Source organism: Tepidimonas sediminis (genome assembly GCF_007556605.1).
Lineage (GTDB): Bacteria > Pseudomonadota > Gammaproteobacteria > Burkholderiales > Burkholderiaceae_C > Tepidimonas > Tepidimonas sediminis.
In genome coordinates, this window is sequence record NZ_VJND01000002.1 from 102518 (window position 1) to 127953 (window position 25436).

At 72.9% G+C, this 25436-nt stretch carries 21 protein-coding genes; 3 read left to right on the forward strand and 18 right to left on the reverse strand.

The features are described from left to right. Window positions 1-7: 7 nt before the first annotated feature. The 4 genes from Tsedi_RS02430 to Tsedi_RS02445 all read right to left on the reverse strand — a co-directional run bounded on the left by Tsedi_RS02430 (window position 8) and on the right by Tsedi_RS02445 (window position 4951). Complete coding sequence (locus tag Tsedi_RS02430) at window positions 8-820, reverse strand: ABC transporter ATP-binding protein (RefSeq protein WP_143893245.1); 813 nt, start codon at window positions 818-820, stop codon at window positions 8-10. Window positions 821-826: 6 nt separating this feature from the next. Next, entirely contained in the window at window positions 827-1858 is a 1032-nt protein-coding gene (locus Tsedi_RS02435) for an ABC transporter substrate-binding protein (protein WP_143893247.1), read from the reverse strand. Between the two features lie 103 nt (window positions 1859-1961). Continuing rightward, the gene (locus tag Tsedi_RS02440) at window positions 1962-3434 is read right to left on the reverse strand and encodes an SLC13 family permease (RefSeq protein WP_143893248.1); all 1473 of its coding nucleotides are present in this window, start codon (window positions 3432-3434) and stop codon (window positions 1962-1964) included. Continuing rightward, a complete protein-coding gene (locus tag Tsedi_RS02445; RefSeq protein ID WP_143893250.1) occupies window positions 3431-4951 on the reverse strand; it encodes an MFS transporter in 1521 nt (506 codons plus the stop codon). Before Tsedi_RS02445 ends, Tsedi_RS02440 begins: the two co-directional genes overlap by 4 nt. Window positions 4952-4983: 32 nt before the next feature. Here Tsedi_RS02445 and pyrF point away from each other — a divergent pair, with 32 nt between their 5' ends. Then, entirely contained in the window at window positions 4984-5823 is an 840-nt protein-coding gene (pyrF, locus tag Tsedi_RS02450) for an orotidine-5'-phosphate decarboxylase (protein ID WP_143893252.1), read from the forward strand. A 13-nt stretch (window positions 5824-5836) separates the two neighbouring features. Here pyrF and Tsedi_RS02455 read toward each other — a convergent pair whose 3' ends face one another. The 3 genes from Tsedi_RS02455 to sucC all read right to left on the reverse strand — a co-directional run bounded on the left by Tsedi_RS02455 (window position 5837) and on the right by sucC (window position 8844). Next, the gene (locus Tsedi_RS02455; protein ID WP_143893552.1) at window positions 5837-6634 is read right to left on the reverse strand and encodes a Stp1/IreP family PP2C-type Ser/Thr phosphatase; all 798 of its coding nucleotides are present in this window, start codon (window positions 6632-6634) and stop codon (window positions 5837-5839) included. A 117-nt stretch (window positions 6635-6751) separates the two neighbouring features. Then, window positions 6752-7645 (reverse strand): succinate--CoA ligase subunit alpha, encoded by an 894-nt coding sequence (gene sucD / locus Tsedi_RS02460; RefSeq protein WP_143893254.1) that lies wholly within the window; start codon window positions 7643-7645, stop codon window positions 6752-6754. Window positions 7646-7674: 29 nt separating this feature from the next. After that, the gene (gene sucC, locus Tsedi_RS02465; protein WP_143893256.1) at window positions 7675-8844 is read right to left on the reverse strand and encodes an ADP-forming succinate--CoA ligase subunit beta; all 1170 of its coding nucleotides are present in this window, start codon (window positions 8842-8844) and stop codon (window positions 7675-7677) included. 145 nt (window positions 8845-8989) lie between these two features. Between sucC and argC the strand changes: the two genes are divergently transcribed. Beyond that, a complete protein-coding gene (argC, locus tag Tsedi_RS02470; protein ID WP_143893258.1) occupies window positions 8990-9910 on the forward strand; it encodes an N-acetyl-gamma-glutamyl-phosphate reductase in 921 nt (306 codons plus the stop codon). Between the two features lie 13 nt (window positions 9911-9923). Here argC and Tsedi_RS02475 read toward each other — a convergent pair whose 3' ends face one another. Then, a complete protein-coding gene (locus tag Tsedi_RS02475) occupies window positions 9924-10874 on the reverse strand; it encodes an alpha-E domain-containing protein (RefSeq protein ID WP_143893260.1) in 951 nt (316 codons plus the stop codon). 18 nt (window positions 10875-10892) lie between these two features. Beyond that, the gene (locus tag Tsedi_RS02480; protein ID WP_143893263.1) at window positions 10893-12341 is read right to left on the reverse strand and encodes a circularly permuted type 2 ATP-grasp protein; all 1449 of its coding nucleotides are present in this window, start codon (window positions 12339-12341) and stop codon (window positions 10893-10895) included. A 69-nt stretch (window positions 12342-12410) separates the two neighbouring features. Between Tsedi_RS02480 and Tsedi_RS02485 the strand changes: the two genes are divergently transcribed. Then, a complete protein-coding gene (locus Tsedi_RS02485) occupies window positions 12411-13157 on the forward strand; it encodes a proteasome-type protease (RefSeq protein WP_143893265.1) in 747 nt (248 codons plus the stop codon). A 16-nt stretch (window positions 13158-13173) separates the two neighbouring features. On the opposite strand, the gene Tsedi_RS02490 is transcribed toward Tsedi_RS02485, so the two are convergent. The 9 genes from Tsedi_RS02490 to Tsedi_RS02530 form a co-directional block, all read right to left on the reverse strand. Then, window positions 13174-13881: a response regulator gene (locus Tsedi_RS02490; protein ID WP_143893267.1), complete on the reverse strand. Its 708-nt coding sequence runs from the start codon at window positions 13879-13881 to the stop codon at window positions 13174-13176. Further along, complete coding sequence (locus tag Tsedi_RS02495) at window positions 13865-15382, reverse strand: PAS domain-containing sensor histidine kinase (RefSeq protein ID WP_185970553.1); 1518 nt, start codon at window positions 15380-15382, stop codon at window positions 13865-13867. Before Tsedi_RS02495 ends, Tsedi_RS02490 begins: the two co-directional genes overlap by 17 nt. 34 nt (window positions 15383-15416) lie before the next feature. Next, a complete protein-coding gene (locus Tsedi_RS02500) occupies window positions 15417-17108 on the reverse strand; it encodes a methyl-accepting chemotaxis protein (protein ID WP_185970554.1) in 1692 nt (563 codons plus the stop codon). 28 nt (window positions 17109-17136) lie between these two features. Next, a complete protein-coding gene (locus Tsedi_RS02505) occupies window positions 17137-18915 on the reverse strand; it encodes a putative bifunctional diguanylate cyclase/phosphodiesterase (RefSeq protein WP_246099157.1) in 1779 nt (592 codons plus the stop codon). Between the two features lie 157 nt (window positions 18916-19072). Beyond that, window positions 19073-22066 (reverse strand): chemotaxis protein CheB, encoded by a 2994-nt coding sequence (locus Tsedi_RS02510; RefSeq protein WP_143893275.1) that lies wholly within the window; start codon window positions 22064-22066, stop codon window positions 19073-19075. An 81-nt stretch (window positions 22067-22147) separates the two neighbouring features. Then, entirely contained in the window at window positions 22148-23110 is a 963-nt protein-coding gene (locus tag Tsedi_RS02515; protein ID WP_143893277.1) for an MBL fold metallo-hydrolase, read from the reverse strand. A gap of 1 nt (window position 23111) precedes the next feature. Next, window positions 23112-24281 carry a GGDEF domain-containing protein gene (locus Tsedi_RS02520; protein ID WP_143893279.1) on the reverse strand — a complete coding sequence of 390 codons (1170 nt, stop codon included), beginning with the start codon at window positions 24279-24281 and terminating at the stop codon, window positions 23112-23114. 106 nt (window positions 24282-24387) lie between these two features. Then, window positions 24388-24960: a PIN domain-containing protein gene (locus Tsedi_RS02525; protein ID WP_143893281.1), complete on the reverse strand. Its 573-nt coding sequence runs from the start codon at window positions 24958-24960 to the stop codon at window positions 24388-24390. 4 nt (window positions 24961-24964) lie between these two features. After that, on the reverse strand, window positions 24965-25426 hold the full coding sequence (locus Tsedi_RS02530; RefSeq protein WP_143893283.1) for an excisionase family DNA-binding protein: 462 nt from the start codon (window positions 25424-25426) through the stop codon (window positions 24965-24967). Window positions 25427-25436: the final 10 nt, after the last annotated feature.

The window sequence follows — 25436 nt, forward strand, 5'->3', positions numbered from 1 at the left end:
CAAGTCTTCAGGCGGCCTGTCGCAGCTGTTGCTGATAGCCCTTGAGCACCTCGTCGCGCAGCACGCCCCAGATGGCGGCGTGCAGCTCCAGGAAGCGCGGGGTCATCTTCACCTCGGCGACGTCGCGCGGGCGCGGGATGTCGATGGCGAACTCACCGATCGGGCGCGAGGCCGGCCCGGCGCTCATCACCACCACGCGGTCGCTCATCGCGATGGCCTCGTCCAGGTCGTGCGTGATGAACAGCACCGCCTTGCGCTTGGCCTGCCACAGCGCCAGCACCTCGTTTTCCATCAGCTGCCGGGTCTGGATGTCCAGCGCCGAGAACGGCTCGTCCATCAGGATGATGTCCGGATCCAGCGCCAGCACCTGCGCGAGGCTGGCGCGCTTGCGCATGCCGCCGCTCATCTGGTGCGGGTAGCGGTCGCCGAAGGTCCCCAGGCCGACGCGGCGCAGCCACTCCTCGGCCAGCGCGCGCGCCTCGGCCGGCGGTGTGCCGCGGAATTCCAGCCCCGCCATCACGTTGCCCAGCGCCGTGCGCCACGGCATCAGGCTGTCGGCCTGGAACATGTAGCCGGCGCGCGTGTTGATGCCGGCCAGCGGCGCGCCGAAGATGCGCACCTCACCGCGGCTGGGCGCCAGCAGCCCGGCCGTGACGTTGAGCAGCGTACTCTTGCCGCAGCCGGTGGGGCCGACGACGCTGACGAACTCGCCTTCGGCCACCGTCAGCGTCACCCCCTCCACCGCGGTGTAGCGCCGCTGTGGGGCGTCGCGGCTGACGAAGGTGCAGGTGACGTCACGCAGCTCGATCGCGGCGGCCACGGCGGTTCAGCCCTTCGGATACTTGGCGTTGGCCTTCTGCACGAAGGTGTTCGTATAGGTGGCGGTCAAGTCCAGCTTGGCCGCGGCCAGTTTGTCGTCGACGCTGGCCAGCGCGCGCAGCGCGGTCTCCGGCCCCTTGGGCGGGATCACGCCGTCCGGCGACAGCGCGGGCTTGGCCGCCAGGAAGCCGTCGATGTAGACCGCGCGGTCGCCCAGCAGGTAGCTTTCCGGCACCACCTTGATGATGTCGCCGGGGCCGGCCTGCTGGATCCACTTGTTGGCGCGCACGATGGCGTTGGTCAGGGCCTGCACGGTGTTGGGGTACCGCTCCACGAACGGCACCGGCGCATACAGGCAGCCGGCCGGCATCGGGCCGCCGAAGACGCGCTCGGCCTCGGCCGGCTTGCGCGTGTCGACGACGACGCGCAGGTCGCCCGAGCGCTGCAACAGCGTGATGACCGGGTCGAGGTTGCTGATGGCGTCGATCTGGCCGGAGCGCATCGCCGCCACCGCGCCGTTGCTCGCTCCCACGCCGATGACGCTGACGTCGCTGGGCTTGAGCCCCGCCTTGGCCAGCACGAAGTTGAGCATGATGTGCGTCGAGCTGCCCGGTGCGGTCACGCCGATCTTCCTGCCCTTGAGGTCGGCGATCGACTGGAAGTTGGGCAGGGTCCTGGGGTTGACGCCGAGCACGATCTGCGGCGCCAGCCCCTGCAGCACGAAGGCGCGCATCGGCTGGCCCTTGGCCTGCATGTTGACCGTGTGCTCGAACGCGCCGGAGACGACGTCGGCGCTGCCGCCAACCACGGCCTGCAGCGCCCGCGCGCCGCCCGCGAAATCGACGATGTTGACGTCCAGCCCCTCGGCCTTGAAGTAGCCGAGCTGCTCGGCGATGGTCAGCGGCAGGTAATAGAACAAATTCTTGCCGCCGACGGCGATGGTGACCTTGGTTTTCTCCAGCGCCTGGGCGCGCACCCAGGGGGCGGCGGTGGTGGCCGTCAGGGCCGCGGCGGCGGCCAGCCATTGACGTCGTTGCATCGCGTGTCTCCTCGTCGTCTCGATGGTGTTGGTCAACGGACACTGTAGCGCAAAAGCGCCCGGCCTCGCGGGCCGGCCGGGCCCCGGGGCCGGGATCGGCGGCTCATCCGGCCCGCAGGGCGGCGAGCATCCCCAGCACCGCCAGCGCCAGGAGGTTGAGCACGAGGCCGGCGCGCGCCATCGTGCCGGGGCGGACCACGCCCGCGCCGTAGACGATGGCGTTGGGCGGCGTGGCCACCGGCAGCATGAAGGCGCACGAGGCCGCCAGCGCCACCGATGCGGCCATCGCCGCCGCCGGCAGGCCCAGCTCGGCGCTGAGCGTCAGCACGATCGGCACCAGCAGCGCGGCGCTGGCGGTGTTGCTGACCAGCTCGGTCAGGAAGATCACGAACGCGATCAGCGCCAGCCCGATCCACCACGGCGACCAACCGTGCAGATGCGCCAGCAGGGCCTGCACCAGCCAGGCGGTGGCGCCGGTGCGCGCCATCACCTCGCCCAGCGCCAGCCCGCCGCCGAACAGCAGCAGCACGCCCCACTGCGCGTGGCGCTCCAGCGCCTCGAAGCGCAGCGCGCCGCCGCCCACCAGCGCCACGATCGCGGCCAGCGCCACCAAAGCGTCGGCGTCGCCGGCGATGCCGAGCCGGCGCAGCAGCGGAGCACCGACCACCCAGCCCAGCGCCGTCAGCGCGAAGATGAGCGCCGTCAGCACACGTGCCCGCGTCCAGACGAAGGGGGGCTCGGCGTCGGCTTCCGGCGCGGCGACGGCGGGGCCGCCATCCGCGGCGGAGGCGGCGGCGCTGCCGGGGGCGATGTCCGGGCGGTGGAACGCCGGGCGCAGCAGCAGCGCCAGCGCCAGCCCCATCAGCGGCCACAGCAGCAGCGCGGCCGGCAGCCCGTAGGCCAGCCACGCCGCGAAGTCCAGCCCCGCCTGCGCCGCGGCGATGGCGTTGGGCGGGCTGCCCACCAGCGTGGCCATGCCGCCGATGCTGGCGCTGTAGGCCACGCCCAGCAGCACGAAGGCCGCGGTGCGCGTCGCGGCGGCGTCGCTGGGGGCGGTCGGCGCGGGCGGTCGCGCTGACCCGTCGCCGGGGGCGGCCGGCGCCGCGGGCCACCAGCCGCCGCGCTGCAGCAGGCCGATGGCCAGCGGCAGCATCATCGCCGTGGTGGCGGTGTTGCTCAGCCACATCGACAGCAGCGCCGTCGTGCCCCACAGGCCCAGCACGGCGGGCCACGGCCGCCCGCGCGCCAGCCGCAGCAACTGCCGCGCCAGCGCCCGGTCCAGCCCGTGCTGCGTCAGCGCCGCTGCCAGCGCAAAGCCGCCCAGGAACAGAAAGATCACCGGCTGCGCGAAGGCCGCCAGCGCCTCGCGCAGCGGCAGCAGGCCCAGGCCCGCCGCCAGCAGCGGCACCAGCAGCGCCGTCGCGCTCAGGTGCAGCGCCTGCGTCAGCCACAGCAGGCCGACGGCCGCCAACAGCGCCAGCCCGCCGCGCGCGGCGGCCGGCGCGTCCACGCCCGTATGTACCGCCAGCGCCGCCACGGCGGCGGCCGCCAGCCCCAGGGCGGCGCGCCCCGTCACCGCTGCCCCTCCGGGCGGCGGGGTGGCCGCAGCGCCGGCGCGCTCAGCAGCGCCAGCGCGCACACCCCGGCCAGCAGCCAGAACGTGTCGGCGAAGGCCGCCAGCCGCGCCGCAGCCGTGCCGGCCAGTGCTGCCGCGTCGGCCGGCGCCCCCGGCCCGATCGCGGTCACCCCGTGGGCCGCCAGCCGCCATTCCAGAAACACCCCGCAGACGCTCACCCCCGCCGCGCCGCCCAGCATGCGCAGCAGGTTGATGGCGCTGGAGCCGTGCGGCAGCTGCGCCGCCGGCAGGCCCCGCATCGCCCCCAGATTGAGCGACGGCAGCACGAAGCCCAACCCGACGCGCCCGAGCACCGCCAGCGCCACCAGCAGCACGAGCGGCGCGCCGGCCGGCGCGAGCGCGAAGGCGACGAACGACAGCGTCAGCAGCGCCAGCCCCACGGCGACCAGCCGGTGCGCCGGCTGGCGATCGGCCAGCCGCCCGACGACGGCGATGGTCAGCGCCAGCACCAGCCCGGCCGGCAGCAGCAGCGCGCCCACCCACGACGCCGACAGCCCCAGCCCGAGCTGCAGGTAGACCGGAAACAGGTAGGTGGAACCGAACAGCGCCGCGCCGTAGATCAGCGACACCACGCTGCCGGCGGCGAACGCCCGCTGGCCGAAGACGCCCAGGTGCATCAGCGGCTCGGGCCGGCCCCGGCGCGCGCGCCGCCGCTGCCATGCGACGAAGGCCGCCAGCAGCACGCCGGCCAGCCCCAGCAGCGCCGCGGCGCGGCCGGGCGGGCCGGCGTGCAGCGCGGTCAGCCCCAGCAGCAGCGCCAGCGTCGCCGCCGCCGCCAGCGCCAGCCCCGCCACGTCCAGCGCCAGCCCGGGCCGGGCGGGCACGCCGCCCGGCGCCGTCACCGGCACGTAGCGCCGCGCCAGCGCCCACGACACCAGCCCGAACGGCACCACGAGGAAGAAGATCGCCCGCCAGCCCCAGGCGTCCACCAGCAGGCCGCCCAGGCTCGGCCCCAGCGCCGGGGCCAGCACCACGCCCATGCCGAACAGGCCGCTGGCGCGGCCCTGCTCGTCGGGCCCGAAGGCGCGCAGGATGACGATCGCCGGAATCGGCTGCACGATGCCGGCGGCCACCCCCTCGGCCAGCCGGGCCGCCAGCACCAGCGCGTAGTGGTCGGCCACGCCGCCCAGCACGCCGCCGGCGATCAGCGCCGCCATGCACAGCACGTAGGTGCGCCGAAAGCCGAAGCGCGCCAGCATCCACGGTGTGGCCAGCATCGCCACCACCGACGCGGCCATGAAGCCCGAGGTGACCCACTGCGCCGCGTCCTGCCCCAGGCCGAAGTGGTGGCTGAGGTCCGGGATGGCGACGTTGACGACGGTGGAGGACACCAGCGCCGCCATCGCGCCCAGCATCACCGACAGCAGCAGCCGCCAGCGGTAGCGCGGCCCGTAGCGCGCCTGCAGCGCCTGCAGGCTGCCGGGCACGGCGGGGGCAGGGGCGGCCGGGACGGTCATGGCGGCATGGTAGCGGCTTCTACAATGCCGGCATGAGTTTCGTCGACATGCTGCTGCGCGCCGAGGCGCGCCACCGCTCGCGCCTGTGCGTCGGGCTGGACCCGGACCCGGCGCGCCTGCCCGGCCGCTGGCGCGGCCGCGTGGAGCACCTGTACGACTTCTGCGCCGCCATCGTCGACGCCACCGCCGACCTCGTCTGCGCCTACAAGCCGCAGATCGCCTACTTTGCCGCGCACGGCGCGGAGGCGCAGCTCGAGCGCCTGATGGCGCACATCCGCGTGGCCGCGCCCGAGGTGCCGATCATCCTGGACGCCAAGCGCGGCGACATCGGCAGCACCGCCGAGCAGTACGCCAGGGAGGCGTTCGAGCGCTACGGGGCGGACGCGGTGACGCTGTCGCCGTTCATGGGCTTCGATTCGGTCGAGCCCTACCTGCGCTACCCCGGCAAGGGGGTGTTCCTGCTGTGCCGCACCAGCAACCCCGGCGGCGACGACCTGCAGGCGCAGCGCCTGGCCGACGTGCCGGGGCAGCCGCGCCTTTACGAGCACATCGCGGCGCTGGCGCAGGGGCCGTGGAACCGCCACGGCCAGATGGGGCTGGTGGTGGGCGCCACCTACCCGCAGGAGATCGAGCGCGTGCGCGCGATCGCGCCCACCGTGCCGCTGCTGATCCCGGGCGTCGGCGCGCAGGGGGGGGATGCCGCCACCACGGTGCGCGCCGGCTGGCGCGGCGACGCGCAGGGCCGCACCACGGGGGCGGTGATCGTCAACTCCTCGCGCGCCATCCTGTACGCCAGCGCGGGCGAGGACTTCGCCGCCGCCGCGCGCGCCGAGGCGGAGCGCACGCGCGCGGCGCTGTGGCCGGCGCCCTGAGCGACGGCGCGGCTCAGGCGCCGCAGCGGCGCGGCGGCGCCACGACGGCGGGCTGCTCATCCGCCGGGGCGCAGTGCACCAGCGCCACCGAGACGTTGTCCCGGCCGCCAGCGGCATTGGCGGCCTGCACCAGACGCTGCGCCGCTTCCTCCAACGGGCCGCCCTGGCACAACAGGCGGGCCAGCTGCGCGTCGGTGAGCAGATCGGTCAGCCCGTCCGAGCACAGCAGCAACGTGTCGCCCGGCTGCAGGTCGATCGTGCCGATGTCGACTTCCACGCGCGGCGCGATGCCCACCGCGCGCGTGACCAGGTTGCGGTAGTCGGTGGCGCGCGCCAGCGAGGCGTCCAGCAGCCCGGCGTCGATGTGCTCCTGCACCAGCGAGTGGTCGCGCGTCAGCGGTGCCAGCTGTCCCTGGCGCAGGCGGTACAGGCGCGAGTCGCCGACGTGCGCCACCGCGGCGCGCGCCCCCTCCACCAGCACCGCCACCACGGTGGTGGCCATGCCGCGCAGCGACGGCTCCAGCAGCGCGCGCTCGAACACCGCGCGGTTGGCCGCCCGCACCGCTGCCTGCAGCCGCTCGCCCGCCGTGGCCAGCGTGTCGCCGGCGCTGTCGGCCAAGGCGGCGCGCAGCGCCTCGCAGCAGGTGCGTGCGGCCACTTCGCCGGCGTTGTAGCCGCCCATGCCGTCGGCCACCACCGCCAACCCCAGCGCCGGATCCAGCAGCACCGCATCCTCGTTGTTGGGCCGCAGCCGCCCGGGGTCGGAGGCGCAGGCGTAGCGCAGGGCGAGGGAGGGAGCGGACGGCGGCATCACGCCCGCCAGTGTAAACCCGCGCGCGGGCCGCGCCAGAAAAGACGAGCCCCGCGCAGGGCGGGGCTGTCGGGTCGGAGGACGCCGGCCGGCCCGCAGGGCCGGCCGGGGCAAGGCTCACAGCAGGCTCTTGAGCAGCTTGCCCATCTCGGAGGGGTTGCGCGTGACCTTGAAGCCGCACTCCTCCATGATGGCGAGCTTGGCCTCGGCCGTGTCGGCGCCGCCGCTGATCAGCGCGCCGGCGTGGCCCATGCGCTTGCCCGGCGGCGCGGTGACGCCGGCGATGAAGCCGACCACGGGCTTCTTCATGTTGTCCTTGCACCAGCGCGCGGCCTCGGCTTCGTCCGGCCCCCCGATCTCGCCGATCATGATGACGGCGTCGGTGTCCGGATCGTCGTTGAACATCTTCATCACGTCGATGTGCTTGAGGCCGTTGATCGGGTCACCGCCGATGCCCACCGCGCTGGACTGACCCAGCCCCAGCTCGGTCAGCTGCGCCACCGCCTCGTAGGTCAGGGTGCCGGAGCGCGACACCACGCCGATGCGGCCCTTGCGGTGGATGTGGCCCGGCATGATGCCGATCTTGATTTCGTCCGGCGTGATCAGGCCGGGGCAGTTCGGCCCGAGCAGCAGCGTCCTCTTGCCGCCGGCGGCTTCCTTGGCCTTCATCTTGTTGCGCACCATCAGCATGTCGCGCACCGGGATGCCCTCGGTGATGCACACGACCAGGTCGAGGTCGGCCTCCACCGCCTCCCAGATGGCGTCCGCCGCACCCGCCGGCGGCACGTAGATGACGCTGACGGTGGCGCCGGTGGCCTCCTTGGCCTCGCGCACGCTGGCGTAGATCGGGATGCCCTCGAAGTCCTCGCCGGCCTTCTTCGGGTTGACGCCGGCCACGAAGCACTCGCGGCCGTTGGCGTAGTCCCGGCACATGCGGGTGTGGAACTGGCCGGTCTTGCCCGTGATGCCCTGGGTGATGACCTTGGTGTTCTTGTCGATCAGGATGGACATGGTGTCTTGCGCTCCGGGGGTTGGCGTCCTCAGGCGGCCGAGGCGGCAGCGGCCACCACCTTCTGGGCGGCCTCGGCCATGGTGTCGGCGCTGATGATGGGCAGGCCCGACTCGGCCAGCATCTTCTTGCCCAGATCCTCGTTGGTGCCCTTCATGCGCACCACCAGCGGCACCTTCAGGCCCACCGCGCGTGCCGCGGCGATGACGCCCTCGGCGATCACGTCGCAGCGCATGATGCCGCCGAAGATGTTGACCAGGATCGCCTTGACGTTGGGGTTGCGCAGCATGATCTTGAAGGCCTCGGTGACCTTCTCGGTGGTGGCGCCGCCGCCGACGTCGAGGAAGTTGGCCGGCTCGCCGCCGAACAGCTTGATGGTGTCCATCGTCGCCATCGCCAGGCCCGCGCCGTTGACCAGGCAGCCGATGTTGCCGTCGAGGCTGATGTAGGCCAGGTCGTACTTGCTGGCCTCGACCTCGGCCGGGTCTTCCTCGTCGAGGTCGCGCAGCGCCACGATCTCCGGATGGCGGAACAGCGCGTTGCTGTCGAAGTTGAACTTGGCGTCCAGCGCGATCAGGTTGCCCTTGCTGTCGCGGTTGAGCGGGTTGATCTCCACCAGCGACGCGTCGGTCTCCATGTAGCAGCGGTAGAGGTTCTTCAGCAGCGCCACCATCTGCTCGGCGGTGACGCCCTCCATGCCGATGCCGCGCGCCAGCTCGCGCGCCTGCTCGTCCGTCAGGCCCACCAGCGGATCGACGAAGATCTTGACGATCTTCTCGGGCGTCCTGGCCGCCACCTCCTCGATGTCCATGCCGCCTTCGCTGGAGGCGATGATGGCCACCTTCTGCGTGGCGCGGTCGGTCAGCACCGAGACGTAGTATTCCTTGCCGATGTCGGCGCCTTCCTCGATGTAGAGCCGGCGCACCTTCTGCCCCTCGGGGCCGGTCTGATGCGTGACCAGCTGCATGCCCAGCATCTTGCCGGCCAGCTCGCGCACCTCCTCGATGCTGCGCGCCAGCTTGACGCCGCCGCCCTTGCCGCGGCCGCCGGCGTGGATCTGGGCCTTGACCACCCAGACCGGGCCGCCGAGCTTCTGGGCAGCCTCCACCGCCTCCTGCACCGTGAACGCCGCAATGCCGCGCGGCACCGGCACGCCGAATTGACGCAAGATCTCCTTGCCCTGGTACTCGTGAATCTTCATGGAATGTCCGTCCGTTGGGGGCCAAACGGCAAAACTGTATCATGGTGCGCTGCACCAACCTGAACCGAGGCTGACGGCTCCGCGGCGGCGCGCGCCGAGATGGTACGCCTGCTGATCACTCGACTTCCCCCGAGGGTATCCTGACATGCACCGCATCTTCATCGACGGCGAGGCCGGCACCACCGGCCTGCAGATCCGCGAGCGCCTGCAAGGCCTGGCCGGGCTGGAGCTGCTGTCGATCGACCCGGCGCGGCGCAAGGATCCGCAGGCCAGGCGCGCGCTGATGGCGCAGGCCGACGTGGTCATCCTGTGCCTGCACGACGAGGCGGCGCGCGAGGCGGTGGCCATGATCGAGGCGCTGCGCGCCGAGACGGGCCGCGCACCGCGCGTCATCGACGCCTCCACCGCGCACCGGGTGGCGCCGGGCTGGGTCTACGGCTTTGCCGAGCTGGCCCCGGGCCAGGCGGAGGCGATCGGCCGTGCCGAGCGCGTGGCCAACCCCGGCTGCTACGCCACGGGGGCGATCGCGCTGATCCGCCCGCTGATCGACGCCGGCCTGCTGCCGCCCGACGTGCCGCTGTGCCTGCCCAGCGTCAGCGGCTACACGGGCGGCGGGCGCGCGATGATCGAGGCCTACGAGGCCGGTCGCGCGCCGGCCTTCGAGCTCTATGCGCTGGGGCTGGAGCACAAGCACCTGCCGGAGATCATGGCCTACACCGGCCTGAAGCGCCGGCCGATCTTCGTGCCGTCGGTGGCCAACTTCCCGCAGGGCATGCTGGTGCAGCTGCCGCTGCATCTGGACCTGCTGCCGGGCCAGGTGCGCGCCGCCGACCTGCACGCGGCGCTGGCGGCGCACTACGCCGGCAGCGCGTGGGTGCGCGTGCTGCCGCCGAGCGCCGACGGGCGGCTCGACGCCGTGGCGCTGGCGGGGCAGGATCACCTGGAGCTGCGCGTCTACGGCCACGATGGCCACCGCCACGCGCTGCTGGTGGCGCGGCTGGACAACCTCGGCAAGGGCGCCAGTGGCGCCGCGGTGCAGAACCTGCGCCTGATGCTGGGGCTGTGATGGCCGCCGCGCCTCAGGCCGCCGCCGGCGCCTGGTGGCGCCAGAAGTACTGGCGCGCCAGCGCGTCGTGCAGCGCCGCGAGGTCGCGCTGAATGCCGTCCATGCGCGCGTGCAGCGCGCCCAGCGCCGCCTCGTCGCGCTCCAGTGCGCGCAGCCGGCGCCACAGCGCGCGCGCCACCGCCAGCGGCCCCTGGAAGTCCGGCAGCTGCGCCAGCCCGGTCTCCAGCTCGCCCAGGCAGTGCGCCACCGCGCGCGGGAAGCGCGCATCCAGCGTCAGGTAGCGCAGCACCGCCTCCGGCTGCACGCGCACGCCCACGTGCTGGCGCACCATCTGCAGCGCCGACAGCGCGTTCAGCGTGCACAGCCACAGCCGCTCGCGCGCCATCTGCGCGCCGGCCGGGTCGTCCGGCAGCCGCACCGCCGAGTTGACGTCGAGGATGCGCGTGGTCATGTCGGCCCGCTCCAGCTGGCGCCCCAGCGCGATGAACTGCCAGGCCAGGTCGCGGCTCATCGAGCCCTCCAGCAGCCCCACCACCGACTGCTGCCGCTCGATGACGCCGTTGAGCATCTCCCAGCGCGCGCGCCGCCCGCACCAGGCCGCCGGCGCCTGCTCGCGCACGAACAGGTGCAACGCGTTGATGCGCTCCCAGATCTCCATCGGCAGCACCTCGCGGAAGGTGCGCGCGTTGTCGCGCGCGCGCTGCACGCTGGCCACGATCGAGCTGGGGTTGTGCTCGTCGGCGATGAGGAACTGCATGATCGCGTCCTCGTCGGCCGTGTCGTGGTGCCAGGCGTAGAGCTCGTCCAGCCCGGCGGCCTTCAGCAGCACGTCCCAGCCGAACGAGGCGCCGCGCGGCAGGTCCAGCAGCATTAGCGTGACGCTGTTGATGAAGCGGGCGGTGTTCTCGGCGCGCTCCAGGTAGCGCGCCATCCAGTAGAGGTTTTCCGCGACGCGGGACAGCATGGGGTGCTCCTCAGGGGGTCAGGCCCCGGTGTCGACGATCCAGGTGTCCTTGGCCCCGCCGCCCTGCGACGAGTTGACCACCAGCGAGCCGGCCTGCAGCGCCACGCGCGTCAGCCCGCCGGTGGTCACGTGCAGCTCGCGCGCCTGCAGCACGAACGGGCGCAGGTCCACGTGGCGCGGCTCCAGGTGATCGTCGATCCAGGTCGGCGCGGTCGACAGCGTCAGCGTCGGCTGCGCCATGTAGTTGCGCGGGTTGGCGCGGATCAGCTCCGCGAAGCGCGCGCGCTCGGCCGCGCTGGCGCGCGGGCCGATCAGCATGCCGTAGCCGCCGGACTCGTTGGCCGGCTTGACCACCAGTTCGTCCAGGTGCGTCAGCACGTAATCGCGCTGCCGGGGATCCATGCACAGCCAGCTCGGCACGTTGGGCAGGATCGGCTCCTCGCCGAGGTAGTAGCGGATGATCTGCGGCACGTAGGCATAGACCACCTTGTCGTCGGCCACGCCGGCGCCGGGGGCGTTGGCGATGGCCACGCGGCCGGCGCGCCAGGCGCGCATCAAACCGGGGACGCCGAGCACCGAATCGGGGCGGAACACCTCCGGGTCGAGGAAGTCGTCGTCGATGCGGCGGTAGATCACGTCCACGCGGCGCAGCCCGGCCACCGTCTTCATGTAGACGCAGTCGTCGTCCTGCACCGTCAGGTCGCTGCCTTCCACCAGCACCGCGCCCATCTTCTGCGCCAGGTAGGAGTGCTCGAAGTACGCCGAGTTGTAGATGCCCGGCGTCAGCACCGCGATCACCGGCCGGCTGCCCTGCCGCGGCGACAGCGCCGCCAGCGTCTCGTAGAGCCGCTCGGGGTAGTCGTCCACCGGCAGGATGTCGCTGGCGCGGAACAGCTCCGGAAACAGCCGCTTCATCAGCTGGCGGTTTTCCAGCATGTACGACACCCCCGAGGGCACGCGCAGGTTGTCTTCCAGCACGTAGACGGTGCCGTCGCGGTCGCGCACCAGATCGGTGCCGCAGATGTGCGCCCACACCCCAAATGGGGGCGAAAACCCGCGGCAGGCGGCGCGGAAGTTCTTCGAGCCGGCCAGCACCTCGGCCGGAAAGACGCCGTCGCGCACGATGCGCTGCGCGTTGTAGAGATCGTCGATGAACAGGTTGAGCGCGCGCAGCCGCTGGCGCAGGCCGGCCTCGATGCGGCGCCATTCGCTCAGCGCCAGCACGCGCGGCACGATGTCGAACGGCCAGGCGCGGTCGATGTTGCCGGCGTCGCTGTAGACGGTGAAGGTGATGCCGGCGGCCACGATGGCCGCATCCACCGCCCGGCGCCGCGCGGCCAGTTCCGCCGGCGGCAGCTGCGCCAGATGCTCCAGCAGCGCGCGTGCCGCCGCGCGTGGCTGGCCGTCCGGGCCGATCAGCTCGTCATAGAATCCCGCCCCCTGATAGGCGCGCAACAGCTCATTCATGGTTCACCTCGTGGCCCGGTCTTTGCAAGGAGCGTGCCCGACCTTCCCGACCCCGAGCGAAAGACGACGATGACGTACTGCGTGGGCATGCTGATGGACGCCGGGCTGGTGTTCCTGTCCGACACCCGCACCAACGCCGGCGTGGACCAGATCAACACCTTCCGCAAGATGGCGGTGTTCGAGCGCGCCGGCGAGCGCGTCATGGTGCTGCTGTCGGCCGGCAACCTGGCGGTGACGCAGTCGGTGGTGACGCTGCTGCACGAGCGCATGGCGCAGGACGGCGACAGCCTGCTGCGCGCGCCCAACCTCTTCGAGGCGGCGCGCCACGTCGGCGACTGCGTGCGCGAGGTGCACCGCCGCGACGCCGAGTCGCTGCGCGCCTTCGGCATCGACTTCAACGTCAGCCTGATCTTCGGCGGCCAGATCGCCGGCGAGCCGCCGCGCCTGTTCAATGTCTACGCCGCCGGCAACTTCGTCGAGGCCACGCCCGACACGCCGTACTTCCAGATCGGCGAATCGAAGTATGGCAAGCCGATCATCGACCGCATCTTCCGCCACCACACGCCGCTGGAGGAAGCGGCCAAGTGCGCGCTGATCTCGATGGACTCGACGCTGAAGTCCAACCTGTCGGTGGGCATGCCGCTGGACCTGGCGATCCTGCGGCGCGACGAGCTGCGGGTGGCCTGCCTGCGTCGCATCGAGGCCGACGACCCGTACTTCCAGCGCCTGCGCGTGGGTTGGAGCGAGCGCATCCAGCAGGCCTTCACCGCGCTGCCGGGCCTGGAGGAGGCCGGCTGGTGCGACGGGCGCGGCTGAGCCGCCCGCCGGCACCTCAGCCCAGCAGCGCCGCCAGCCGCTGCAGCAGCTCGACGTCGTTGCGCGCGCCGAGTTTTTCGCGCAGGCGCTTCTTGTAGGTGTGCACCGTCTGCGCGCTGACGCCCAGGCGGTGCGCGATCGCCTTCTGCGTCAGCCCGGCCAGCAGCAGCATGCCGACCTGGCGCTCCTGCTCCGACGGGGCGGGCGGTGCGCCGGCGTCGGTTGCCGGCGGCGGCGCCACCGGGCGCGCCGGGGCTGGCGCAGCACCCAGCAGCGTCGGGTCGACGTAGGTATGGCCCTGCCGCACGGCGTCGATCGCCTCGAACAGACGCTGGCCCGGACTGCCCTTGGTGACAAAGCCGTGCGCGCCCAAGTGCAGCGCGCGCATGACGATGGCGCTGTCATCGTGCATGCTCAGCACCAGCACGCGTGCCGGGCTGCGCTGGCGCAGGGCGGGCAGCGCGCGCAGGCCCTGCAGCTCCCCGTGGCCGCGTTCGGCCTCCGGCGGGCCGGGCAGGTTCAGATCCAGCAGGATCACGTCGGCCAGGGCCAGCTCCGGCAGCGCCAGCAGGCTGGTGACGTCGTGCGCCTCGGCCAGTACCTTCCAGCCCGGCCGCGCCGCCAGCAGGTGGCGCAGCGCCGCCAGCACCAGCGCGTGATCGTCGGCCAGCACCAGCCGCAGCGGGGCGGCCGCAGCAGCGAGGGGATCAGGGGATGGGTTCATCGTCCTGCGGGTGCAAGGGGGCGTCCAGACGGATGCGGGTGCCGCGGCCGGGTGCGGTGTCCAGGTGCAGCCGGCCCTTGAGCGTGCGTGCGCGTTCCTGCAGGCTGACCAGGCCGAGCCGGCGGCCGCCGCCGGCGCGCGCCGGCTCCAGCCCGACGCCGTCGTCGGCCACCTCCAGCGTCAGCCAGCCGGACGCGCCGCGGCGCAGCGTCACCTCGACACGGTGCGCGCGCGCGTGCCGCGCCACGTTGTTGAGGCACTCGCGCAGCATGCCGGTGATGAGGCTGGCGCGCCACGGCTCCGGCTCCGGCAGGTCGGGCTCCAGCCGCAGGTGCACCGCCAGCCCGTGCAGCCAGCGCTCGCGGTACTCCTGCACCACCTGCTCGACGGCGCCGGCCAGACCCAGCGCCGCAGCGGTCGGGCGCAGCCGTCGCGCCAGGTCGCGCAGGCGCTGGTGCGCCTCGTCGATCGCACGCAGCCAGTCGGGGGTCGGGTCGGCCACGCCACAGGCCGGCGCCTGCTGCGCCAGGCAGCGCTGCGCCGCCTCGATCTGCCAGCGCAGCCCGGTCAGGATCTGGCCGACCTCGTCGTGCAGCGCGGCGGCGATCTGCAGCCGCTCGCGCTGGCGCGCCTCCTCCTCGTGGCGTACCCAGCGGCGTGTCTGCTCGCGCGTGCGCACGAGTTCGTCGATGTCGATCAGCGCGCCGTCCAGCACCAGCGCGTCGGTGCCGGTGGTGGCCGGCGCCGCACGCCGCCACGCCAGCGACAGCCGCACCCAGCGCTGCAGGCCGCCGGGCTGCTGCAGCCGCAGCTGCGCGCGGCACGGCTGGCCGGGCTGGGCGCGGCGCAGGTCGGCGATCAGGCGGCGCAGCCACGGCCGGTCCGGCCGCAGCACCAGCCACCGCAGCGCCAGCAGGCTGCGCAGCCGGCTGAAAGCGTGGCCGGTCAGCTCCACGAACACCTCGTTGTGGGTCAGCTGCCGCGTGCGCAGGTGCAGCGTGAACCAGGCGATGCCGGCCAGGTCCTGCACCAGCGCCAGGTGGCTGCTGCGCTCCTCCAGCGCACCGTGCGCCTCCACCTCGGCGCTGACGTCGCGGCTCATCGTCAGCAGCCCGGTGATGGTGCGCCCGCCGCCGTCTGCGTACAGCGGCACGCCGACGAAGTCGATCCACACCCAGTGGCCGTCGCGGTGGCGCAGCCGCAGCCGGCTCTTGACGGTGGCGCCGCGCAGCATCGGCTCGTGCATGCGCCGGCGCACCGCCGGCTCGTCGTCGGGATGGACGAACTCGTAAGGGTTGCGGCCGAGCAGCTCGGAGGGCCGCCAGCCCAGCAGCGCGGTGATCTGCGGGCTGACCAGGCGGTAGGTGCCCTGCGGATCGTGCCAAGCGTACACGTCCGGCAGGTGCGGCAGGGTGCGCGCGATCAGGCGCGGCAGGATCTCGTCGGCGGCGTTCAAGGCGGCGGACTCGACGGCGGTCGAGGCGTCGATGATACGCAGCACGGCCGCGCTCCGCATCGCCGCCCGCCGTCGCCCGTCAGGCCGCTGCCCCGGCCGGCAGCGCCGACCAGCCCGGCTGGCGCGCCAGCGCCGGCCGCGCGGGCCGCGCCGCGGCAGGCCGTCCGCCGCTGCGCGGCGGCTGTGCGTGGGCAGCCGGCGCCGCGGCGGCCAGCCCGTCGGGCAGGCGGAAACGCTGCACCATCTCGCTCAGGCGCTGTGCCTGCTCGTGCAGGCTCTCGCACGCGGCCGAGGTTTCCTCCACCAGCGCCGCGTTCTGCTGCGTCACCTGGTCCAGCTGCATCACCGCCTGACCGACCTGGTCGATGCCCTCGGCCTGCTCGCGGCTGGCGTGGGCGATGTCGGCGATCAGGCCGCTGATGCGCTTGACCTCCTCGACGATCTCGCCGACCGACACGCCGGCCTGCTGCACCAGCGCCGAGCCGGCCTCCACCTCCTGCAGGCTGGTCTCGATCAGGCCCTTGATCTCCTTGGCGGCCTGGGCGCTGCGCTGCGCCAGCGCGCGCACCTCGCCCGCCACCACCACAAAGCCGCGGCCGGCCTCGCCGGCGCGTGCGGCCTCCACCGCGGCGTTGAGCGCCAGGATGTTGGTCTGGAACGCGATGCCGTCGATGACAGCGGTGATCTCGCCGATGCGCCGCGCGCTGCCGGTGATGGCCTCCATGCGGCGCACGACGTCGGTCATGAGGCGCCCGCCCTGCTCGGCGGCCTGGCGCGCCTCCTCGACGCGGTGCGTCGCCTGCGCGGCGCTTTCGGCGTTCTGGCGCACGGTGGCGGTGAGCTGCTCCATGCTGGCCGCCGTTTCCTCCAGGCTCGAGGCCTGCGTCTCGGTGCGGCCGCTCAGGTCGTGCGTGGCCTCGGCGATCTGGCGGCTGGTGGCGGCCACCGCCTCGGCCTGCGCGCGCACCTCCAGCACCACCTCGCGCAGGCGCTGCTGCATTTGGCTCAGCGAGGCCAGCACGCTGGCGTGGTCACCGGTGCGCAGCGCCAGCTCGGTGCGCAGGTCGCAGTCGGCCACGCGCCGCGCCACCGCCTGCGCCTGCGCCGGCTCGCCGCCCAGCAGGCCCAGCAGCCAGCGCGTCAGCCACGCCGCCACGCCCAGCGCCGCGGCCAGCGCCAGCGCGCCCAGCGCCCCCAGCAGCACCAGCAGGCCGTGCACGCGCTCCTCCACCGCGGTGGCAGCCGCGGCCAGTGCCTCGTCCTCGCCCTCGATCAGGCGCTCGAAGGCGTCCAGGTAGCGTTCCTGCGGCGCGAGCATCTCGCCCTTGAGCAGGTCGACCGCCTCGCTCAGACGGCCGGCCTCGACGTGGTCGAGGAAGCGCTGCTGCAGCGGCAGGTAGGCGTCTCGCGCCATCCGGGCCTGTTGGAGCAGCGCCTCTACTTCCGGACCCAGATTCAATTCGCGCAGACGGTCCAGCTGCACGCTGTTGCGGGCGCGCGCGGCCTCGAGCCGCCCTTGCGCGGCGCGCAGGCGGTCGGCATCCCCGTTGGCCAGCGCCATGTCGCGCATCGCCAGCGCGACGTCGTTCATCGCGTCGCGGCTCTGTTGGGCCAGTTGCACGGCGCGCACATGCACGTTCAGCGACTGCTGCAGGTCGCGTTCGGTGGCCCACAGGCCCCAGGCGCCGGCGCCGGCCACGGCCAGCAGCAGCGCCACCAGGGTGCCCATGCCCAGCATCAGCCGGGCGGCGGTGGTCAGGTTGGCGAACATGGCAAGACTCCTGTCGTACACGAGGGCATCACAAGGCGGGGGCGCTGGCGCGGCAAAGGGCGGCGTCGGCCAGCGTGCAGGTGGACGCCGCCGGGCAGCCCGGGGCGTCGTGGCGTGCGGCCGCGCGCGTGGCGCGCGGCAGCCAGTGCTCGGCGAATACGTGCGCATCCAGCGCGCGGCTGATGTGCCAGCCCTGCACGTGCTGGCAGCCCAGCGCGCGCAGGCGCTCGGCCTGGGCGGCGGTCTCGATGCCCTCGGCCACCACGTTCAGGCCGATCACACCGGCCAGCCGCACGACGCTGTCCACGAGTGCCTGGCGGTAGGGGCAGTTCTCGATGCCGTCGACGAAGCGGCGGTCGATCTTGACCGCGTGCAGCGGCAACTCCGTCAGCGCCGACAGCGACGAGTAGCCGGTGCCGAAGTCGTCCAGCGCCAGCCGCACGCCCAGCTCGCGCAGGCGCTGCAGCGCCGCACGCGTGGCCGGATCGTCCAGCGGCTGCGACTCGGTGATCTCCAGGCACAGCGCCCCGGGCGGCACGTGGTGGTACTGCAGCGTCTCGCGCACCAGCGCCGGCAGGCTGGGGTCGAGCAGCTGCACGCGGCTGACGTTGACCGCCAGGTACCAGCCGGTGGCGCCGCGGCGGCGCCAGGCGGCCAGCTGCGCCACCGCCTGCTGCAGCACCCAGCGGCCCAGCGCCTCCATCAGGCCGCCCCCCTCGGCCACCGGGATGAACTCGGCCGGCGACACCGGCCCGTGTTGCGGGTGGTGCCAGCGCAGCAGCGCCTCGCAACCGACCAGCCGGCCGTCGTCCAGCGCCACCAGCGGCTGGTACTGCAGCGCCAGGCCGAGGCCATCCTGGCGCAACGTCGTCAGCAGCGCCTGGTGCAGCGCGTGCTGGCGCACCAGCAGCGCGCGGTGTTCGTCCTCGAACGGGGCGGCGTGGCCCGGTCCTTGGCGCTTGGCGTGCTGCAGCGCGGCGTCGGCGCGCGTCAGCCACTCGTGACCCGGCAACGGCCCGCTGGCGGCCAGCACCCAGCCGACGTTGCCCTGCAGGTGCAGCGTCAGGTCGCCCACCCGCACCGGCTCCTGCAGGCAGGCCAGCAGCGCGGCGGCGGTCTGGTGCGCCGAGCCGTCGGTCTCGCAGCCGGGCAGCCACAGACCCAGCTCGTCGGAGCCGATGCGCACCACCGCCAGCGTGGCGCGCGCCACCGCCGGCGCGTCGGCGTACTCGCTGCGGTGGCGCCACTGCGCCGCCAGCCGGCGCAGCCGGTCGGCCACCGCGCGCACGACGGCGTCGCCGGCCGCGTGGCCGCAGGCGTCGTTGACGCGCTGGAAGTCATGCAGGTCCAGCACGAACAGCCCGCACGGCACGCCGGGGGCCAGGGTGTTGAGCCTGTCGATGCGCTCCACCAGCCCGCCGCGGTGCAGGCAGCCGGTCAGTGCGTCGCGCTGCGCCTGGCGCTGGGCGCGGTGGCGCTGGCGCAGCAGCGCGCGCTCGCGCGCCGCCGTGCGGCGCAGAAAGAAGCGCCAACCCAGCCCCAGCAGCGGCAGCGTGACCCCGCCCAGCAGCGCCGCTTCCAGCCACCACGGCGATTCGAGCCACGTCAGCCGCAGCGTCAGGTCCAGCACCATCGCCAGCAGCACGCTCAGCACGCTCCACAGCCCCCACCAGTAGAACCAGCCCACCAGCCGGCGGGGCCGCAGGCGGCCACGGACGGACGTCGGTGGGGCCGCCTCGATGTCGGGTGGCGTGGCGGCGGCCGGCAGGGCCGGATCCCGGGCTGGCGCCCCATGCGCGATCGACATGTCCACGACGCCCTCCTTGCAAGGCTGTTTGTCCTGGACAAATTGGACGCGACGACGACCCGCCCGTTCCGTCGTAAAAAGACCAAGTGGTGCAGTCGGGTTTGTCTGATTTTTCTGACGGCGCGGTGCCCGGTCGGCTGCCGGGATGCCTCGCCCTTCACTGCGGGGCGGCGTCTGCCCGCGCGCGCCGTACCCAGGCGGTGATGTTGACGTGGCTGACCACCGCGCCGTGCGTCTCGCCCGCCAGCGGGCGCACGTGCATCACGAACCAGCGCTCCTCGTCCGGCGAGTGGCAGGGGTACTCCATCGTGAAATGGCTCAGCCGTCCCTCCAGCACGGCGCGCAGGCCTTCGCTGGCGCGGCGCGCGAAGTCGGCATCGGCCACGCCGGGGCCGACGCGGCAGACCTCCAGGTAGTTGGTGCCGGGGCCGCTGTGACGCAGTTCCGGGTCGCCATTGGCCTGCGCGAATTGGCGCCAGGCCTGGTTGACCATCACGATGCGGCCGTGCTCGTCCAGCACCGCGACGTGCTCGGCCAGCGCGTCCAGGATGTCCTGCAGCCGGCTGGCCTCGTGGATCGAGGTGGTGTCGATGAAGCTGACCACCAGCCCGCGCGAGGCCGACGACGGGATGCGGTACGGCAGCATCTTGACCAGGTAATGGCGCCCGCCCGCGCCGGTGACGGACTTTTCCAGCGGCGTGCCGTTGTCCAGCGCCGCGCGCAGGTCGCGCATCAGGTCGGGATAGTCCAGCACGTGGTTGAGGTCCGACAGCGGCCGGCCGATGTCGCTGTCGCGCAGGCGGAAGATGGCGCTGGCGTCGGGGCTGAAGCGGGTCAGGCGCAGCTCCTCGTCGACGAACACCGTGCCGGAGGCGACCACCTTGGCCAGGCTCTCCAGGTCGGCGTTGATGCGGTTGAGGATGTCGATCTTTTCCTGGTACTCGGCGTTGACGGTGTTGAGCTCCTCGTTGACCGACTGCAGCTCCTCGTTGGAGCTTTGCAGCTCCTCGTTGCTGGCCATCAGCTCCTCGTTGGTGGCCTGCAGTTCCTCGTTGGCGGTCTCCAGCTCCTCGATGGTGGCCTGCAGGCTTTCGCGCGTGGCGGCCAGCTCGTGCTCCAGCACCTCGATGCGCTCGGAGGTTTCGCTGGGCAGGTCGATGGTGGGGGGCTGCGCGCCGGCGGCGGCGTGCACCTCCTCGAACACCAGCAGCGTCAGGCGCTGGCCCTCGACCTCGCCGACCGGCCAGGCGCTCAACCGCACCAGGCGCGGCGGCCCGCCCGGCTCCAGCGGCAGGCGCACCGGATCGGCGCTGGCGCTGGCGTTCTCACGCGCCACCTTGAACAGCAGCGCCGCGGCCACCGGGATCAGCGGCTCCGGCAGGATGCGGCCGATCTCCAGGCTCGCCTCGCCTTCGCGCAGCTCCAGAAAGCGCTTGACGTCGCCGTAGAAGTGCAGCGGCTCGTGCCCGGCGTCGACCAGGATCGCCGGCGGCGGCGCAAAGGCCTTCAGCAACGTCTGGTAGCCCAGCTCCACCGCGCTGTGCGCGCCGCGGCCGCGCGGCGCGGCCGGGCGGCGGCTGTAGATCGGCGGCATGACCCCCACGCCCTTGCCCGCTCCCAGGTCCAGCGGCATGGTGGTGGGGCGCACCACCTGCCAGATCTTGTGGCGGGCGCTGAGCGTGCGAAAGTCCGTGTGCAGGTTGCCCAGCGACTCGCTGGAGCCGAGGAACAGGTAGCCGTTGGGCGCCAGCGCATACTGCAGCCGCCGCAGCACGCGCTCCTGCGCGTCGTTGCGGAAGTAGATCAGCGTGTTGCGGCACACGACCAGATCCATCTTGGTGAACGGCGGATCGGTCAGCAGGTTGTGGCGCGCGAACACGATGCACTGGCGCAGCTCGGTCTTGACGGTGTACTGGTTGCCGCGCTTGACGAAGAAGCGCTCCAGCTGCGCGGCCGAGATCTCGGCCATGATCGATTCGGGGTAGGTGCCGGCAGCGGCGGTGTCGAGGTTGGTCTGGTCGACGTCGGTGGCGAAGATCTTCAGGTTCGGCCAGCGTTTGGCGGCCTCGAACGCCTCCAGGAACAGCATCGCCACCGAGTACGCCTCCTCGCCGGTGGAGACGCCCGCGCACCAGACGCGGATCGCCTCGCCGACGCCCTTGCCGTTGACGATGGGCTCGATCACCTGCTTGCGCAGCGCGTCGAAGGCGTCGGCGTCGCGGAAGAAGCTGGTCACCGGGATCAGCAGCTCACGGCGCAGCGTCTGCAGCTCGTTGCGGTCCTGCGCCAGCAGGATGAGGTACGACTCCAGCGAGCCGATCTGCCGCACCGCCATGCGCCGCTCAATGCGCCGCGTGACGGTGCCCGGCTTGTAATCCTCGAAGTTGATGCCGCCGGCCTGCAGCAGCAGGTGCATGATGCCGGCCATGGCCGATTCCGGCCCGCTGGCGGTGTGCACCAGCGGCTGCAGCGCGTCGGCCGGCAGCGGCACCGGCTGGTTGGTGACGTGCGCGACGATGCGCTGCGCGATCTGCTCCACCGGCAGGATGGCGTCCACCAGGCCGGTGGCGATGACGCTGCGCGGCATGCCGTCGAACTTGGCGTTGTCCGGATCCTGCGCGATCAGCAGGCCGCCGGCCTCGTTGATGGTGCCGGCGCCGCGCGTGCCGTCCGATCCGGTGCCCGACAGGATCACGCCGACCGAGTGGTCGCCGTAGTGCGTGGCCAGCGACTGGAAGAAGACGTCGATGGGCAGCGTGAAGGCCCGGGGGCTCTTGGGCGTCAGGCGCAGGTGCGCGCCGTCCAGGTGCATGATCGCGCCGGGCGGGATCAGGTACACATGGTTGGCCCGGATCGGCATGTCGTCCTCGACCATGATGACCGGCATCGCCGTGTGCCGCGCCAGCAGGCTGGCCATCATGCTCTTGTGGTCCGGCGACAGGTGCTGGATGACGACGTAGGCCGCGCCGGTGTCGGGCGGCAGGGCGGCGAACAGCTTTTCCAGTGCATCCAGCCCGCCGGCCGAGGCGCCGATGGCGACGACGTAGAGGCGGTGTTCGTCGCGGGACGGCGCAGCGGCGTCGTGATCGGCCGGCGCGGCCGGGCTGCTGGCGCGGCGTCCGGGTCGGCCGCGGCTGGCGCGCAGGTTCATGGCTCAAGCCCTCCAGCCCTCATCCTAGCAAAGGGCCGCCGCATGCCGTGTCGTCTCGCGTCGAATGGGGAGATGCCGCGCTCAGCCGCCGTCGACCAGCACGTCGCCGTCCCGCCGCGCGGCGCCGCTGGCGCACAGGTCGTCGACCAGCGCCTGCAACCAGGCGTCGAACGGCGCGCCGCCGCCGTGGTGCGCGTGCAGCCGCACGAGCAGCGGCACCTGCCGTGCCCACGCGTGCACCGCCGCCAGCGGCTGGCGCTGCCACTGCAGCAGCTTGAACTTCAGCAGCACCTTCAGCGCATGGCGGCGGTGGCGCGCGGGGTCGGCGGCCAACGCCTGCAGCCGCTGGCGCGCCAGCGCCAGCGCCGCCGCCACCGGGGCGGCCGGCCCGGCGCCGCCGTGCGCCGCGTCGCCGAACGGGCTGCCGTGGCCGGGGATGACGACGCGCGGCGCCAGCCGCTCGATCAGATCCAGCGTCGCCGCCACGGCGTCGAAGCCGGGCTCCCCCTCCAGTTCCGGAAAGACGACGCCGAAGCCATGCTGCCACAGCGCATCGCCGCTGATCAGCGTGCGGCTGGCGGGCTCGAATAGCATCACGGCGTCCGGGTCGTGACCCGGGGCGGCGTGGATCTGCCACCCGCGGCCGGCCAGCGTCACCGTCGCGCCCGGGGTCAGCAGCGCGTCGAAGGTGAAGCGCGCGCAGTCCTGCCCGGTGGCGCGGTAGCTCAGGCGCGCCTCGTCCCACGCGCGCACGGCCTCGGCCTGCCCGGGCGGGATGGCGGTGCGCAGGCCGGGGTAGCGCGCCTGCAGCGCGGCGTTGCCGCCGCAGTGGTCGCTGTGCAGGTGGGTGTTGAGCAGCCGCTGCAGCGGCCGCCCGCCCAGCGCATGCTCCACCAGCGCCAGCGTCTGCGCGGCGTGGCTGACGTAGCCGCTGTCGACGAGCGCCGTGCCCTCCGGCCCCTCGCACAGCACGTTGTTGGCCGAGAGCCAGCCGCGCTCGAACACGCGCACGCCGGGGGGCAGGGCGGGGTGGTGGATGCTCATGTCAAGCCGCGGTGCCCGTCGGCGCCTGCACGACGCGGTCGCGGCCCCGCGCCTTGGCCTCGTACAGCGCCGCGTCGGCCAGGGCGATGGCCGCTTCCAGCGTCACGCCGGGTGGGGCATCCGCGCCGGCGGGCGCGACGGCCGTCAGGCCGATGCTGACGGTGTAGGCAGGCACGTCCGCCGCGCACGGCTGGGCGCGGATGCGCTCGGCGATGGCCAGCGCGGCGGTGGCCTCGGTGTCGGGCAGCAGCACGACGAACTCCTCGCCGCCGTAGCGGCCGAAGCGGTCGGTGGCGCGCAGGGTGCGCCGCACGCGCTGCGCGAAGTCGCGCAGCACGCGGTCGCCGGTCGGGTGACCATGCGTGTCGTTGACGCGCTTGAAGTGGTCCAGGTCCAGCATCAGCAGCGCGGCGGGCCGCATGCTGCGCTGCTGGCGGCGCAGCTCGTGCGTGGCGGCGTCCCAGAAGGCGGCGCGCGTCAGCGCCCCGGTCAGGCTGTCATGCGTGGCCAGGTCGCGGATGTGCTGCTGCAGCCGCTGCTGCGCCAGCAGCACGAGGCCGATGCCCTCGCCCAGCAGCGAAAAGGCGTAGCTGCCCAAGTAGATGTTTTGCCAGACCGAGGGGGTGAACAGGTCGGCGTCGCGTGCCTCCAGCTGCGCGGTGGCGGAGCGAAATGCCAGCGCCACGGCGCTGAAGGCGATCCAGCCGAGCAGGAACCGGGCGGCGAAGCTGCTGCGGTCGTGCCGCCACACCAGCTGCAGGTGGGCCAGCTGCACCACCGCCATCAGTCCCGGCACGATCATCAGCCGCAGCGGGTAGTGCGGCCAGACGGTGCTGAGCAGCAGCAGCGCCACCGCCGTCACCCCGAGCCAGACCCAAGGCCAGCGCGGCAGCCGCTCGTCCCAGAAGCGGCAGCTGCCCATGTACATCAGCGCCGCGCCGCCGACGATGCAGCCGTTGCCGAGCACGATGCTGACCGGCGGGCTGATCCAGCCGCGCAGGCCCATCAGCACCGTGCCGACGAAGATCACCAGCGGCCCGGCCGCCCACCACGCGGCAGCGGGCAGCAGCTCGCGGTTCTGCCGCCACAGGTGCAGCAGCACCACCGAGGTCAGCACGCCGATGGCACCCAACAGCAGCACCACGGCGCGCAGGTCGAGTTCGCTGGTCATCGTCCGCCCCTGCGACGTTGCCGGATCGACGTCAGTGTAACGGCCCGGTTTGTCGTTTTGAGCGGGATTGCAACCCTTGCTCGTGCTTGTAGCGCAAGGGCATCGATCAAAGCGCAAACATCCAGCGGCGCAGTACCGCCACCGTCTGTGTCAGGCCCTGCGCCCGCAGGGTGTCGAGGTATTCCTCGGCGGTCTTGGGCGGGTGGCGCAGCGAGCGGCGGTGGCGGGCGGCCGCTTCCAGCGTCCGCGCAGGCTGCTGGTCCAGCAGGTCGGCGATGAAGTCATCCGGGTGCTGCGCCGCAAGGCCGTAGGGCCGCGGCGCCTCGGCTGGGAAATCCTGCAAGTTGAAGGTGACAATCAGCTCGGCCTTGGCGCGGATGGCGGCGGCCACCACGTGGCGGTCATCGGGGTCGGGCAGGTCGATCGCCGGGATCAGCGGCTCGAAGTCGCTGACAAGGCAGTCACGCACGTGGGCGTCCATCAGCTGGCGCGTGCGCTCGAGCTGCTCTGCGGTCAGGTCGGGGCGGCGCGCCCGGACGTTGCGCATCCACTCGTCGTGGATGCGCGCGCTCCAGCGCGCCCGCACCAGATCGGCCAGCGCCAGATGCATCAGCAGGTCGCGCAGCGGCGCGGGGTAGAGCACGCAGGCGTCGTGGACGGCGATCGGCGGCGCGCCCATCCCGTCAGTAGCCCATGCCGAGCGCCTGGGCCTGGGCTGCCAGTTCGTCGAGCGCCTGGCTGCGCGCGGCGTCGATGCGCTGCTTGTAGGCGAGCACGTCCTGGTAGCGCACGCGCCGGTGGCGACCGACGCGGTGGAACGGGATTTCCCCCTTTTCCAGCAGCTGGATCAGGAAAGGCCGCGACACCTGCAGCAGGTCGGCCGCCTCCTGCGTCGTCAGCTCGGCGTGCAGCGGGATGAGGGTGACGGTGTGCCCTTGGCCGATCTCGGTCAACACGTCCAGCAGCAGGCGCAGCGCGGGCGCCGGCAGCGTCACGGAATGCACGGCGCCCTGCTCGTCGCGGAAGTCGATGCGCTGGCTGCCCGCGCGGGTCTGCAGCACGGCCGACAGCACGCGCGATGATGCCCGCGCAAGCGCGGCCTCCTCGGCCGAGGGCGGCGTGGTGGGGCGGACGAGGCTGACCATGCGGTGTCCG

Excerpts from the sequence above, each read along its gene's own strand:
- Tsedi_RS02435 (WP_143893247.1), bottom strand. The coding sequence starts at position 1,858 with ATGCAACGACGTCAATGGCTGGCCGCCGCCGCGGCCCTGACGGCCACC.
- Tsedi_RS02445 (WP_143893250.1), bottom strand. The coding sequence starts at position 4,951 with ATGACCGTCCCGGCCGCCCCTGCCCCCGCCGTGCCCGGCAGCCTGCAG.
- pyrF (WP_143893252.1), top strand. The coding sequence starts at position 4,984 with ATGAGTTTCGTCGACATGCTGCTGCGCGCCGAGGCGCGCCACCGCTCG.
- Tsedi_RS02455 (WP_143893552.1), bottom strand. The coding sequence starts at position 6,634 with ATGCCGCCGTCCGCTCCCTCCCTCGCCCTGCGCTACGCCTGCGCCTCC.
- sucD (WP_143893254.1), bottom strand. The coding sequence starts at position 7,645 with ATGTCCATCCTGATCGACAAGAACACCAAGGTCATCACCCAGGGCATC.
- sucC (WP_143893256.1), bottom strand. The coding sequence starts at position 8,844 with ATGAAGATTCACGAGTACCAGGGCAAGGAGATCTTGCGTCAATTCGGC.
- argC (WP_143893258.1), top strand. The coding sequence starts at position 8,990 with ATGCACCGCATCTTCATCGACGGCGAGGCCGGCACCACCGGCCTGCAG.
- Tsedi_RS02475 (WP_143893260.1), bottom strand. The coding sequence starts at position 10,874 with ATGCTGTCCCGCGTCGCGGAAAACCTCTACTGGATGGCGCGCTACCTG.
- Tsedi_RS02480 (WP_143893263.1), bottom strand. The coding sequence starts at position 12,341 with ATGAATGAGCTGTTGCGCGCCTATCAGGGGGCGGGATTCTATGACGAG.
- Tsedi_RS02485 (WP_143893265.1), top strand. The coding sequence starts at position 12,411 with ATGACGTACTGCGTGGGCATGCTGATGGACGCCGGGCTGGTGTTCCTG.
- Tsedi_RS02490 (WP_143893267.1), bottom strand. The coding sequence starts at position 13,881 with ATGAACCCATCCCCTGATCCCCTCGCTGCTGCGGCCGCCCCGCTGCGG.
- Tsedi_RS02500 (WP_185970554.1), bottom strand. The coding sequence starts at position 17,108 with ATGTTCGCCAACCTGACCACCGCCGCCCGGCTGATGCTGGGCATGGGC.
- Tsedi_RS02505 (WP_246099157.1), bottom strand. The coding sequence starts at position 18,915 with ATGTCGATCGCGCATGGGGCGCCAGCCCGGGATCCGGCCCTGCCGGCC.
- Tsedi_RS02510 (WP_143893275.1), bottom strand. The coding sequence starts at position 22,066 with ATGAACCTGCGCGCCAGCCGCGGCCGACCCGGACGCCGCGCCAGCAGC.
- Tsedi_RS02515 (WP_143893277.1), bottom strand. The coding sequence starts at position 23,110 with ATGAGCATCCACCACCCCGCCCTGCCCCCCGGCGTGCGCGTGTTCGAG.
- Tsedi_RS02520 (WP_143893279.1), bottom strand. The coding sequence starts at position 24,281 with ATGACCAGCGAACTCGACCTGCGCGCCGTGGTGCTGCTGTTGGGTGCC.
- Tsedi_RS02525 (WP_143893281.1), bottom strand. The coding sequence starts at position 24,960 with ATGGGCGCGCCGCCGATCGCCGTCCACGACGCCTGCGTGCTCTACCCC.
- Tsedi_RS02530 (WP_143893283.1), bottom strand. The coding sequence starts at position 25,426 with ATGGTCAGCCTCGTCCGCCCCACCACGCCGCCCTCGGCCGAGGAGGCC.